Genomic DNA, 12103 nt, shown 5'->3' with positions numbered 1-12103 from the left:
TGCGCTCTTGGCGTCGTTGAGATGCATGCCGCGCAGGTACTCGAAGCCGACCACCTTGCCGAACTCGTCGAGGGTGGCGGTGCAGGCCTCCGGGGTGCGCAGGTCGTAGCCGGCGGCGAAGGCGTGGCAGGTGTCGATGCATACACCGACCCGCGACTTGTCGTCGACCTGCTCGATGATCTCGGCCAGGTGCTCGAAGCGCCAGCCCAGGTTGGTGCCCTGGCCAGCGGTGTTCTCGATCACCGCGACGACGTTGCGGGTCTCGGCCAGGGCATGGTTGATCGAATCGGCGATGCGGGTCAGGCACTCGCTCTCGCTGATCTTTTTCAGGTGGCTGCCGGGGTGGAAGTTGAGCAGGGTGAGGCCGAGCTGCTCGCAGCGCTGCATCTCGTCGAGGAAGGCGGCGCGCGACTTCTCCAGTCCTGCCTTGTCCGGGTGGCCGAGGTTGATCAAGTAGCTGTCGTGGGGGAGGATCTGGCCGGGGCCAAAGCCGTGCTCCTGGCAGGCGCTGCGAAAGGCCTCGATGGTGGCGTCGTCGAGAGGCTTGGCACGCCACTGGCGCTGGTTCTTGGTGAACAGAGCAAAGGCATCGGCACCGATTTCGACGGCGCGCAGTACGGCCTGGTCGGGTCCGCCGGCGGCACTGACATGGGCGCCAAGGTATTTCATCTGTCCTCTCCGTGGGTTGGTTGACGCCACTACGATAGCACGCACGCTGCGGCTCCACCTCGCCAAGCCTGTAGGCCCTGCTAGGCTCAAATAAGAACCTGCTGGAGACACCGTATGCTGCCGCTGTTACTGCTTGCCTTGAGCGATGTACCCGGACCGGACCCTGTGGCCGAGGCGCTGGCACGCATCGACTCGCTCTCCGGCTATCGCCTGACCCTGCGCAGTCAGGGCAGCAGCGGCGAGGAGATCATCCATTACAGCTACCGGCGTCCCGGCGATGTGCGCATGGACATGGAGACGCCCTACCGCGGCGCGGTGCTGATCTATCGTCACGATACGGGCAAGGTACAGCTGTGGCCCTTCGGCTCGCCGGGCAGGCGCCCGGCACTCTCGCTGAGACCCACCAACCGCATGGTGCGCAGCTCGCAAGGTCATCGCGTGGACCAGTCGGACGTCGGCACGCTGCTGCGCAACGTCCAGCGTCTGCAGCAGCATGGCAGCACGCGTCGCCTGGAGCCGGCGACCCACGAAGGCCGCCCGGTGCAGCATGTGGTGGTGGAGGCAGAGCCCGGCCGGGCCGTGCACGAGGTGGCGCGCTACGATCTGTGGCTCGATGACGAGACCCTCTTTCCGCTGCGGGTGGCGAGCTACGACCGGCGGGGGCAGCGAATGGAGAGCGTGCTGCTGGAGGACGTGCAGCTCGATCCCGACTTCCCGGCCGACCACTTCGATCCTTAGGCCCTGGGCCATGGCAAGATTCGAGTTCACTACTACCTGGCACTTCGAGGCGCCGGTCACCGAGGTCTTCGACGCCTTGACCGATTCGCTGCACTGGCCCGAGTGGTGGCCTGGGTTGGTGAGCGTGGAGCAGCGTGAGGCCGGTGACGAGGGCGGCATCGGTCGGGTGCAGCGCTTCGTCTGGAAGAGCCATCTGGGCTATTACCTGTGGTTCGATATTCGCATTACCCGCGTTTGCGAGCCGTGTCTGATCGAGGGCGTGGCCGATGGCGACGTGGCCGGCATCGGCCGCTGGCGGCTGTGTGAGGAGAGCGGTGGCACCCGAGTGGATTATCTGTGGCAGGTGTGTACGGTACAGCCCTGGATGAGCCTGTTGGCCCGCGTGGCACGTCCACTGGTGGTCTGGAATCACCATGCCATGATGCGGGCCGGCGCCGTCGGCTTGTCGCGCTACCTGAGACGGTTGCCGACGCCTGGCGGGCAATTCGTGGAGTAAGACAGTGCTGTCAACCGTTCAAACAACGTTGGTCAACATGTGGGCCAAAAGGTATGCTTTCCATAGCTGTTTCGCAACCGCCGCAGAGATGTCATGAAGGGCTCGCACAACCGTATCGATGATGGGAGCTCCCCTGAAGAGACGCATGGCAGCGGCTCTGGCGGCGGCTCGTGTCAGCGTATTCGTCGTGAACTCGAAGAGGCGCGCGAGGAGATCGCGCACCTCAAACGCACCCTGCATCGCGTTCAGCAAATCGCCCGGCTGGGCTACTGGCGGCTGAGCCTCAAGTCCAACGAGCTTTACTGGTCCGCTGTCATCTACGACATCTTCGGCGTCGACCCCAAGACCTTCACTCCCAGTCTCCAGGCCTTCAAGGCCATGGTGTATCCCGAAGACATAGAAAGCATCGAGTCTGCCATCGTGCGCGCTCAGCAACAGGGGCAGCACGATATGGAGCATCGCATCATCAGGCCCGACGGTGAGATTCGCTGGGTGCACGAACTGGCCGATTATATGCCCGAGGGCGACGACCAGATCCTGATCGGCACGGTGCGAGACATTACAGAGCAGAAGAGGCTCGAGCTGCGCCTGCGTCAGCTTTCACGTACCGATGAGCTCACCGGGCTGTTCAATCGACGCTACTTCATGCAGCGCCTGCTCCAGGAACTGGCCCGCTATCGTCGCTACGGCAGACCGACCTCAGTGGTACTGTTCGACTTCGATCATTTCAAGCGCATCAACGACACCCATGGCCATCCCGCCGGCGACCAGGTGTTGGTCAAGGTGAGCAAGCTGCTGCGGGAGCGATTGCGCACCAACGACATTCCGGCGCGTCTGGGCGGCGAGGAGTTCGCGCTGCTACTGCCGGAAACCGATCTCGAGGAAGCCGTCGGGGTGGCAGAAAAGGTGCGTCAGATGGTGCTCGAGCAGGAGTTCACCTCGGAGGAGGGGCATCGCTTCGAAGCCTCGATCACCTGTGGCGTATCGGCGTTTCACGGTACCGAGGAAACGGTCGAGGCGATCCTGCATCGTGCCGATCAGAATCTCTACCAGGGCAAGCGCACGGGGCGCAATCGGGTCATCGCGGATGAATGGAATAGCTGACAGGGTGCTGTCTGCCACACCTGCCAGCCCCGGTCATGCCGGTTGGCTGGCCGATGCGCTGGGCTTGGCGCTGACAGCAGGCGCGCCCCAGCCGTTGGCTACGCGTCTCTATCAGCAGCTGCGCGAGTGGATCCAGACGGGACGCCTGGCTTGCGGCCAGCGACTGCCCTCTTCGCGTCAGCTGGCACGCGAGCTGGGGTTGGGGCGCAACACGGTGCTGGCCGCCTTCGATCAGCTGCTGGCCGAAGGCTTCCTGGTGACGCGCCATGGCTCGGGCACCTTCGTTGCCGACCTGCCTTTTCCCCACGCAACGCAGCAGCCAGCTCGACAGTCATCGCGACAGGCCGTGACGGCCGGGCTCGCTACGTCGCAGACGTTATCGACACGAGCGGATGCGCCGCCGCTCTCCACACGAGGCACGTGGCTGCTGGCGTTCTGTCATGCCAGCCAGGAGCGCCTCATCCTGGCCCCCGGCCTGCCGGCGCTGGATCGTTTCCCCCATGGCCCTTGGCAGCGGCTGGTGCGTCGCCATCAACAGCGCATGCCACGGGACTGGCTGGCCTATCAGGCCCAAGGCGGTGTGCCGGCGCTGCGTGAGGCGCTGGCCGATTATCTGCAGCTCTCGCGCTCGGTACGCTGTCGTCCCGAGCAGATCCTCATCGTGCAGGGCGCCCAGCAGGGCTTCGAGCTGATCGCCCGGCTGCTCAGCGACCCCGGCGACAAGGTGTGGATCGAGGAGCCGGGCTACCCTGGCGCTCAGGCCTGCTTCGCGGCTGCCGGTCTCGAACTGCAGGCGGTGGCGGTGGACGACGAGGGGATGAGCCTCGCGGCTGCGGCGTGCGCCGAGAGCCCGAGACTGATCTATGTGACACCCTCGCATCAATACCCCAGTGGCGTGACCATGAGCCTGTCCCGCCGCTTGGCGCTGTTGGAAGCCGCGGAGCGGCACGGCGCCTGGATCGTCGAGGACGACTACGACAGCGAGTTCCGCTATGAGCAGCGCCCCATCGCTGCCCTGCAGGGGCTCGTCGACGATGGCCGCGTCATCTACGTGGGCACCTTCAGCAAGGTGATGTATCCCGGGCTGCGCCTGGGCTATGTGGTACTGCCTGAGCCCTTGGTCGAGCCGTTCCGCCGGGCTAACGCGCGGCTTCACCGCGAGGGGCAGTACCCGGTACAGGCGGCCTTGGCGGAGTTCATCGTCAGCGGCCAGTTCTCTCGTCACATCCGGCGCATGCGCGACTGCTACCGCCGACGTCAGGCGCTTCTGCGCAAGGCCCTGGCCCCGGCCGTGGCGCGCGGCCTGTGCCTTTCCGACGGGCAGGCCGGCATGCACCTGGTGGCCTGGCTCGACGAGGCGGAACATGAGCGCCAACTGCTGCGGCAGGGAGTGGAGCAGGGCATCACGCTTTCGCCACTATCGAGCTACTACCTCGAGGCACCCGCTCGCCCCGGCCTGGTGCTGGGCTATGCTGGCACCGTGGAGGCCGAGATCGAGCGGGTCGGGCGCTGGCTGGCTCGCGAATGGCTGAACTTAGGCTGACAGCGCGGAAAGCGCGGATAGCGACGACCTCTGACGACCCTCATAATCGAAGTTCTCCGCTGCTAGCCAGCGCTCAAGCTGCGTTTCGACGGCGGGCCATTCGTCGTCGAGCAGCGAGAACCAGGCGGTGTCGCGGTTGCGTCCGTTGACTACACGGTGCTGACGGAAGATCCCTTCGAAGCGAAAGCCCAAGCGCTCGGCGGCACGCCGCGAGGCGGCGTTGAGCGCATCGCACTTCCATTCGTAACGCCGGTAGCCCAGGGCGAAGGCGTGTCGCATCATCAACAGCATGGCTTCGGTGGCCGCCGGCGTGCGTCGCAGCGCGGGCGTGAAATGGATATGCCCAACCTCGATGCTGCCATGTTCCGGCACGATGTTGAGATAGCTGGCCAGCCCCAGGGCCCGCCCGGATTCCGCTTCGACGATGGCGAAGAAGAGCGGATCCTCACTGCGCGCCCGCTCGGCCAGCCAGGCATGACACTGCTCGGCATCGGAGAACGGCATGCCGCCGGAATAGGCCCAGCGTGCTTGCGGTGTGTCGTGTGACCCCTCGCCGGGCTGCAGAAAGGCGGGGAACAGCGAATCGGCATGGCGCTCGGCCGACAGCGGTTCGAGGCGAACCCGCTCGCCCAGCAGGGAAGCGCGCTGTGGCCTGCTTGCCGGCTGCCAGTCGGGCAGGGTGGCCCCGAGGGGCCGGGCGTCTGCGGGCTGCGTGACCGTGTTCATGCTTGCCGCTCCTCATCTGTCAGTTTCTGCATGTAGCGCCAAAGCTGGCGCGCCTGCGGGTCGGCGCTCTGTGCCAGGGCCGCTTCTACCCCTTCCTGATCGGCCCGGGAGCGTTGTCGGCCGAGCTTGGCCTTGCCCTCGAGCGCTTCGATGCGCAGGCGAAAGCCGACCACGCCGGCCTGCATCTTCTCCAGGTAGTCGTGCTCACGGCCCAGCGAATCGAGCAGGGCGGGCTCGAAGTGGGCCAGGCTGCGGTCGAGCAGCTCTCGTGTGGCCGAGGCGTCCAGCAGCTCCAGGCGCCCCGTGGCGTGCACGGCCAGGTAGTTCCAGGTGGGCACGGCAGGCTGGCTGGCGTACCAGCTCGGCGAGACATAGGCGTGAGGGCCGCTGAAGATCGCCAGCGCCCGGTTGCCGTCCAGTGCACGCCAGTGCGGATTGGCCCGGGCGAAGTGGCCGTAGAGTGCACCAAGCTCGCCTTCGCTTCGTTCCAGCGTCAGAGGCAGGTGGGTGGCCTGCAAATCGGCGCCGACCAGCGTGGCGAAGGCGTGCCGCTCGACCAGCTCCCAGGCCTGCTCGCGCGATAGCCGCATCGATGGGGGAACGTACATGGCGCCTCCGCTCAGCCTTGGTCTGCCTGGATGTCGAACAGCAGGCCGTAGTGATAGAAGGTGGTATCGCGCTGCCAGCCGAGCGATTCGTAGAGTGCCTGGGCGGTGCGGTTGTCGATCTCGGTGGCGAGCTTGAGATGGCCGACGCCATGGGCGTGGGCCAGCTCCCTGGCAGCCTGCATCAGGGCGCGCCCGACGCCGCTGCGACGAGCCTCCGGGGCGACGAACAGATCGTTGAGCAGCCACAGCGGCGCCAGGCGCACGGTGGAAAGCAGAGGATAGAGCTGTACGAAGCCCTGCAGCTCTCCCTCACCGCCTGTATGGACCAGGATATGCGAATCGCCGTGCTCGAGGCGTGCCTGCAGGAACTGCCGGGCACCCTCGAGATCCGACGGCTGGCGGTAGAACTGCCGGTAGCCGTCGAGTAGCTGGCTGAGTGGTTCTAGATCATTGCGGTTGGCTTGGCGGATGGGCATGGGAGGCTCCTCTGCATTGCGAAGGAAACACTGCACAAATGCCTGCGCGAGCGAATCACTGCGTTGCGCGGTGCTCGGAATCCTCACATATACCCCATATGCTCCGGTTCCTGTGCTCCGTGCGCCTTGTGCTTCATCCCGCTCGTCGATTTGTTCAGCGCTTCCCGAAGGGTGAGGACCAGTGTGAAATGAATCTGGTACCTTGCTAAGAGCCATTTTTTTGTTATTCGTTAGGGCCACTTTTCGTTGGCGCGAGCGCTGCAAAAAACAGCGGACGTCTTCCATGAGCGGGCTAGAATGGAGCGATGACTCTCTCGACCGAAACGCGCCGTGCGGGCGGCGCGGCCCCAGCAGCCGAAATGACGCTGCGCTTGCCGTACCGGCCCCCCTACGACTGGCAGGCCATACTCGGCTTTCTGGCCCGGCGCGCCATTGCCGGCCTGGAACGCATCGACGGCGAGGCCTATCACCGTCTCTTCCGCGAGGCGGGGGCGATGGGCTCCGTGAGCGTTACCCACGCTCCGGCCGACACGGCGCTGCATGTCACGCTGCGTCTGCCCGAGCCTATCGATCCGTCCGCCATCGTCGCTCGGCTGCAGCGGCTCTTCGACCTGCACGCCGACCCCGAGGCAATACGCCAGGGGCTCGGCCGCGACCCCACCCTGGCGCCATTGGTCGAGCGCCGCCCGGGGCTGCGGGTGCCGGGCTGCTGGGACCCGTTCGAGATCGCCGTGCGCGCGATACTCGGTCAGCAGGTCAGCGTCGATGCCGCCACCCGGCTTGCCGGACGCCTGGTCGAACGCTTGGGCGAGCGGCTGGCAGAACCGTTCGCCCCCGGCCTGGACCGGCTGTTCCCCCAGCCCGAGCGCTTCACTTTTGCGGAGATCAAGGCCCTCGGCATGCCCGGCGCACGCGCCAACGCCCTGGCGGGACTAGCCTCGGCCTACCGTGAGCAGCCGCAGCTGTTCGAGCGGTGTGGCGAGCTCGACGACAGCGTGGCGCAGCTGTGTGCGCTGCTCGGTATCGGTGCCTGGACGGCGCACTATATCGCTATGCGCGGGCTGCGGGAGGGCGATGCCTTCCTGCCCTCGGACGTGGCCGTACAGCGAGCGCTGGCGGAGCAGGGCAAACGCCCCACGCCGCGTGAGCTACTGGCCCGCGCCGAGGTCTGGCGGCCCTGGCGTGCCTACGCCGTAATGCACCTGTGGCATGCCGATGCGGCAACCACGCAGGCAAAAGCGAGACAGGGCTAAAGCGAGACAGGAGAAAGGCGATGCAACTCTGGCTTGATCTGATGCCGTCCCCAGTGGGCGAACTGAGCCTGGTCGGCGACGAACAGGGAGCGCTGCGAGCGCTGGAGTTCGACAGCAACGACGAGCGCCTGCATCGCCTGCTGACGCGTCACTACCGCGATTATCATCTCTCCCGGGGCAGAGCACCCGTGCTCGTGCGCGAGGCCCTGGAAGCCTACTTCGCCGGCGACCCGTCCCATCTCGATGGGCTACCGGTGGCCACCGGCGGTACCGAGTTCCAGCGTCTGGTGTGGCAGGCGCTGCGCGGCATTCCATTCGGCACCACCATCAGCTACGGCGAGCTTGCCGCCAGGATAGGGCGGCCCGGTGCCAGCCGTGCCGTGGGCCTGGCCAACGGCGCCAATCCGATCTCCATCGTGGTGCCCTGCCATCGGGTGATCGGCGCCAACGGCACTCTGACCGGCTATGGCGGCGGGCTGCCGCGCAAGCGCTGGCTGGTGGAGCATGAGCGGGGGCTGGTGCAGGGCGAGCTTTTTCAGGGAGGGCTGTTTCAGGGAGAGCTGACGCTTCTCTAGCCCCGCCGGGCCGGCTCAGGACTCTTCCGACAACCCTTCCAACAGTTTGCCGAGCAGTTCACCCAATGTTTCCTGCTCTTCGCGGCTCAGGGCGGCGAGCATCCTGGCCTCGTTCTCGACATGCTCAGGAATCATGCGCTCCATCAGCGTCATGCCCTTCTCGGTCAGCGAGACCAGCGTGCCGCGTCGATCCTCAGGGTTGGGCGAGCGCACGATCAGGCCCGCCTTCTCCAGCCGATCCAGCCGACTGGTCATGCCACCCGACGAGATCATCAGCGTCTCGAACAGCTGCGTCGGCCCCAGGCGGTAGGGGGCGCCCGCACGGCGCAGAGTCGCCAGCACGTCGAACTCCCCGGCCTGTAGGCCGTGTGACTTGAAAAAGACCTGCAACCGCTCTTGGGTGAGCAGCTGCGTGGTCTTCAGATACCCCACCACCTCCATCGGCAGCAGGTCGAGATCGGGCATTTCCCGCTGCCATTGCGCAACGGCGTGCTTGACACGGTTCATGTGCGTATTTATCTTTCTATCAAGATACTTTCCGGCAAGATTCTTATTGCCGCGCTATAGGAGTCGATCATGACCAATTCCACGCTATCGAGCAACCGTACCGGCTGGTATGCCTTGGGTTGCCTGCTGCTGGTCGGCAGCCTGTTGGCGCTTTCGCTGGCCGTGGCCAAGCTTGCCGACGACGCCGGCGCACCGCGCCTTGGTTTCCTGATGGTGGCGGTCACCGGTGCCGGCGTGCTGCTGCTGGCGCTCGCGGCGGTGCAACGCCAGCCGATGAAGCTCGACCGGCGCATCATCGAGTACGCGCTGGTGTCGGGTGCGCTGTTCGCCTTGCCCAATGCGCTGGGTTTTCTGGCGGTACGTCACGTGGGGGCGGGCTTCGTTTCGCTCAGCTTTGCCTTTCCAATCCTCGTGACCTGGATGCTCGCGGTAGGCTTGGGCATGGAGCGCATGAACCCGCTGAGACTGAGCGGTGTGCTGCTGGGGCTATCGGGTGGGGTGCTGCTGGCGTGGGCCAAGGCGGGTGGCATGTCGGGTGCCCAGGGCTGGGTCGCGCTGGTCCTGGCGATTCCCTTGATCATCGCGCTGGGCAACATCTACCGCACCCTGCGCTGGCCCGGCGAGGCTGGGCCGGTCTATCTCGCCGCGCTGATGCTGCTGGGCGGCGCCCTGGCGCTTGCCCCCTTCGTGCTGGCATTCGAGGCGCGTCAATTCACTCAGTTGCTCGGCTCTGCCGATGTGCTCCGGCTGCTGTTCGCCGAAGTCGCCGTCTTCACCGTGCTCTACGTCTTCTACTTCGTGCTGCAGAAAATCGCTGGCCCCGTCTACCTCAGCCAGATCGGCATGGTGGCGGCTCTGGTCGGTACCCTGATCGCCGTCACGCTGTTGGGTGAGTCGGTGCCGCCTTTCCTCGGCCTGGCGGGGGTGCTGGTGGCCCTCGGTGCCGGGCTGTTCCACCGTGGCGCTTCGCACCACACCTCACCGCCGACGCTGGCCGTGGCGAAACCTTGAACCGGGAGAACATCATGTCAGTCATGGAAGCCCTGCACTGGCGCTATGCCGCCAAGCGCATGAATGGCGAGAAGGTGGCGCGTGAAGCGCTGGATAACATCCTCGATGCGGCGCACCTGGCGCCATCCTCTTATGGGCTGCAGCCCTACAGCGTGCTGGTGATCGAAGAGCCGGCACTGCGCGAGCGCATCCGGCGCACTGCCTGCGACCAGCCCCAGATCAGCGAATGCTCTCATCTGCTGATCTTTGCCGCCTGGTCCGAGGTGGATGGACGGCATGTGGATGAGCTGATCGAACTGACAGCCGCCTCCCGCGGCCTCGACCCGAATGAGTTGGAAGGGTATCGGCAGGCACTGCATGGCGCCGTCGCCGGCTTCGCCACGCCGGAGGCCCGGCACCATTGGGCGGCTCGACAGGCCTATATTGCCCTGGGTACGGCCTTGACCGCCGCAGCAGCACAGCGGGTCGATGCCTCGCCGATGGAAGGGTTCGACCCGCAGGCAATGGACGACCTGCTGGGGCTCGAAGAGCAGGGCCTGCGCAGCGTGGTGCTGCTGGCGCTGGGGTATCGCGATACCGAACAGGATCGTCTGGCCGGGCAGGCCAAGGTGCGCTGGCCCAGGGAGCGCTTCGTGATGGAGTTGAGCAGGGCCTAGACGCTGCCTTCCTTCTCGACAACCAGCACCCGGGCTTCGCCGACCGGGCAGGCGACATGTTCGGTGCCTACCGAGGCATAGAAGATGTCGCCCACTTCCAGCAGTTGGCTATGCTCGACACCGTCGCGGCGATAGCGCATTTCCACCTGGCCATCGAGGACCACGAAGACTTCCTCGCCGTCGTTGACATGCCAGCGGTAGGGCTGGTCGGTCCAGTGCAGGCGGGTGGTGATGCCGTTCATGTTGGAGATGTCCTGGGCGCCCCAGGCACGCTCGGCGGTGAAGTCCCGGCCGCGAATAATCTTCATCGAACGGCTTCCTTTATTGTGTCGACGCAGGCGAAGGGATCCATACTAAGCCAACGCGGACTTTGCACAAGCCCAGTGACCTTGAGGCCGTTTGTTTCAGCGTGGGCGGCCCGGTGCGCCATGAGGGGGTCTCGCCTGTCGATTCACGGCGTGTTGATTCGATCTCACATCAGGCAGCCATGAGGCTGCGTTTACTGGAGGAAGTCCCATGCAATACATGCTGATGTGCTGTATCGACGAGGCGCTGTGGAATGGCCTGCCCGATGCCGAGCGCGATGCCGTCATGCACGATTACCACGCCCTGATCCAGGAGATGGTTACCAGCGGACACTATCGGGGTGGGGCTCGGCTGCAGTCGGTGGAGTCGGCCACCACGCTGCGCGAGCAGAACGGCAATACGGTGATGCTGGACGGCCCCTTCGCCGAGAGTCGCGAGCAACTGGGCGGCTTTCACGTGGTGGAGTGTCGCGACCTGGACGAGGCCTTGGCGCTGGCCCGGCGTATCCCGCCGCTGCGGGTCGGCGGTTCGGTGGAGGTGAGGCCGGTGGATCCCGCCTATCGATTGTGAGGACTGCGTGTCTCTGGATGAGCTGTATCGTCGCGAATATGGCCGCGTACTGGCCAGCCTGATTCGCCGCTTCGGTCACTTCGAACTGGCCGAAGATGCCGTGCAGGCGGCCTTCGAGGCGGCAATGGTGCAGTGGCCGGCCGAGGGCTGGCCGCCGAACCCGACCTCGTGGCTGATCGCCACCGCGCGCCACAAGGTGGTCGATCAGCTGCGCCACCAGCAGATGCGCGAGCGCAAGGGCGACGAGCTGCGTCAGCACCTGGAACTGCTGCTGGACAACGACCTCGAGAGCGAGCCCCTCGACAGCCTGCGCCTGATCTTCGCCTGCTGTCACCCGGCCCTGGCCCGGCCCGCCCAGGTTGCGCTGACGCTGCATACCGTGGGTGGGCTGCGCACCGAGGAGATCGCCCGCGCCTTCATGGTGCCGGTGCCGACTCTGGCCCAGCGCCTGGTACGGGCCAAGGCCAAGATTCGCGATGCCGGCATTCCTTTCGAGGTGCCCGACGACACCGCCCTGGGCGAGCGCCTGGAGCCGGTACTGGCGGTGATCTACCTGATCTTCAACGAAGGCTATGCGGCCAGCTTCGGCGACGATTGGGTACGCAGCGACCTGTGCCGCGAGGCGATTCGATTGGGACGCATGCTGGTACGACTGCTGCCGGCGGAGCGTGAGGCGCGAGGCCTGCTGGCGTTGATGCTGCTGCATCATGCCCGGCGCGATGCACGCACCGATGCGGCCGGCGATATCGTGCTGCTGGATGAGCAGGATCGCTCGCGCTGGCATGCCGATGAGATCGAAGAGGGTAGTGCCCATGTGGGTATCGCGCTGCGTGGCGGCCTGCCCGGCGGCTATGCCTCGCGATAT

General features: G+C 65.7%; 16 protein-coding genes. 10 read left to right on the top strand and 6 right to left on the bottom strand.

The window, feature by feature from the left end:
• Nucleotides 1–669: deoxyribonuclease IV (nfo, locus tag B8115_RS20780; protein WP_010629786.1), on the bottom strand; the 669-nt coding region annotated here is incomplete at its 3' end.
• A gap of 114 nt (nucleotides 670–783) precedes the next feature.
• Between nfo and B8115_RS20775 the strand changes: the two genes are divergently transcribed.
• The 4 genes from B8115_RS20775 to B8115_RS20760 all read left to right on the top strand — a co-directional run bounded on the left by B8115_RS20775 (nucleotide 784) and on the right by B8115_RS20760 (nucleotide 4550).
• Nucleotides 784–1407, top strand: a complete 624-nt coding sequence (locus B8115_RS20775) for a DUF1571 domain-containing protein (protein WP_010629785.1) — start codon at nucleotides 784–786, stop codon at nucleotides 1405–1407.
• A 10-nt stretch (nucleotides 1408–1417) separates the two neighbouring features.
• Nucleotides 1418–1903, top strand: coding sequence for an SRPBCC family protein (locus B8115_RS20770; RefSeq protein WP_010629784.1), 486 nt, complete (start codon nucleotides 1418–1420; stop codon nucleotides 1901–1903).
• A 93-nt stretch (nucleotides 1904–1996) separates the two neighbouring features.
• Nucleotides 1997–3007 carry a sensor domain-containing diguanylate cyclase gene (locus B8115_RS20765; RefSeq protein WP_010629783.1) on the top strand — a complete coding sequence of 337 codons (1011 nt, stop codon included), beginning with the start codon at nucleotides 1997–1999 and terminating at the stop codon, nucleotides 3005–3007.
• A gap of 7 nt (nucleotides 3008–3014) precedes the next feature.
• Entirely contained in the window at nucleotides 3015–4550 is a 1536-nt protein-coding gene (locus B8115_RS20760) for a PLP-dependent aminotransferase family protein (RefSeq protein WP_238539247.1), read from the top strand.
• On the opposite strand, the gene B8115_RS20755 is transcribed toward B8115_RS20760, so the two are convergent.
• The 3 genes from B8115_RS20755 to B8115_RS20745 are packed head-to-tail and all read right to left on the bottom strand — an operon-like array spanning nucleotide 4542 to nucleotide 6360.
• On the bottom strand, nucleotides 4542–5276 hold the full coding sequence (locus B8115_RS20755) for a GNAT family N-acetyltransferase (protein ID WP_010629781.1): 735 nt from the start codon (nucleotides 5274–5276) through the stop codon (nucleotides 4542–4544). The two genes, B8115_RS20760 and B8115_RS20755, sit on opposite strands and share 9 nt — an antisense overlap.
• Complete coding sequence (locus B8115_RS20750; protein WP_026038280.1) at nucleotides 5273–5884, bottom strand: FMN-binding negative transcriptional regulator; 612 nt, start codon at nucleotides 5882–5884, stop codon at nucleotides 5273–5275. The genes B8115_RS20755 and B8115_RS20750 overlap by 4 nt, the downstream gene beginning before the upstream one ends.
• Nucleotides 5885–5895: 11 nt before the next feature.
• Nucleotides 5896–6360 carry a GNAT family N-acetyltransferase gene (locus B8115_RS20745; RefSeq protein ID WP_010629779.1) on the bottom strand — a complete coding sequence of 155 codons (465 nt, stop codon included), beginning with the start codon at nucleotides 6358–6360 and terminating at the stop codon, nucleotides 5896–5898.
• A 305-nt stretch (nucleotides 6361–6665) separates the two neighbouring features.
• On the opposite strand from B8115_RS20745, the gene B8115_RS20740 reads away from it, so the two are divergent.
• Nucleotides 6666–7613: a DNA-3-methyladenine glycosylase gene (locus tag B8115_RS20740; RefSeq protein WP_010629778.1), complete on the top strand. Its 948-nt coding sequence runs from the start codon at nucleotides 6666–6668 to the stop codon at nucleotides 7611–7613.
• A 20-nt stretch (nucleotides 7614–7633) separates the two neighbouring features.
• The gene (gene ogt / locus B8115_RS20735; RefSeq protein WP_010629777.1) at nucleotides 7634–8188 is read left to right on the top strand and encodes a methylated-DNA--[protein]-cysteine S-methyltransferase; all 555 of its coding nucleotides are present in this window, start codon (nucleotides 7634–7636) and stop codon (nucleotides 8186–8188) included.
• 15 nt (nucleotides 8189–8203) lie between these two features.
• Here ogt and B8115_RS20730 read toward each other — a convergent pair whose 3' ends face one another.
• Entirely contained in the window at nucleotides 8204–8695 is a 492-nt protein-coding gene (locus B8115_RS20730) for a MarR family winged helix-turn-helix transcriptional regulator (RefSeq protein WP_010629776.1), read from the bottom strand.
• A gap of 69 nt (nucleotides 8696–8764) precedes the next feature.
• On the opposite strand from B8115_RS20730, the gene B8115_RS20725 reads away from it, so the two are divergent.
• Together B8115_RS20725 and B8115_RS20720 are read left to right on the top strand one after the other, a co-directional pair.
• Nucleotides 8765–9706, top strand: a complete 942-nt coding sequence (locus B8115_RS20725) for a DMT family transporter (RefSeq protein ID WP_010629775.1) — start codon at nucleotides 8765–8767, stop codon at nucleotides 9704–9706.
• Nucleotides 9707–9720: 14 nt separating this feature from the next.
• On the top strand, nucleotides 9721–10362 hold the full coding sequence (locus B8115_RS20720; RefSeq protein ID WP_010629774.1) for a nitroreductase family protein: 642 nt from the start codon (nucleotides 9721–9723) through the stop codon (nucleotides 10360–10362).
• Here B8115_RS20720 and B8115_RS20715 read toward each other — a convergent pair.
• Nucleotides 10359–10670, bottom strand: coding sequence for a cupin (locus tag B8115_RS20715; protein WP_010629773.1), 312 nt, complete (start codon nucleotides 10668–10670; stop codon nucleotides 10359–10361). The genes B8115_RS20720 and B8115_RS20715 overlap by 4 nt on opposite strands.
• Before the next feature lie 208 nt (nucleotides 10671–10878).
• On the opposite strand from B8115_RS20715, the gene B8115_RS20710 reads away from it, so the two are divergent.
• Together B8115_RS20710 and B8115_RS20705 are read left to right on the top strand one after the other, a co-directional pair.
• Nucleotides 10879–11238 (top strand): YciI family protein, encoded by a 360-nt coding sequence (locus B8115_RS20710; protein WP_010629772.1) that lies wholly within the window; start codon nucleotides 10879–10881, stop codon nucleotides 11236–11238.
• 7 nt (nucleotides 11239–11245) lie between these two features.
• Nucleotides 11246–12103, top strand: an 858-nt coding sequence (locus B8115_RS20705) for an RNA polymerase sigma factor (protein WP_010629771.1), incomplete at its 3' end; no start/stop codon positions are given.

The sequence above is a fragment of the Halomonas sp. KM-1 genome (assembly GCF_000246875.1).
Lineage (GTDB): Bacteria > Pseudomonadota > Gammaproteobacteria > Pseudomonadales > Halomonadaceae > Halomonas > Halomonas aerodenitrificans.
The sequence above is the reverse complement of the archived record's forward strand: the minus strand, read 5'-3'. Positions and strand labels throughout refer to the sequence as shown.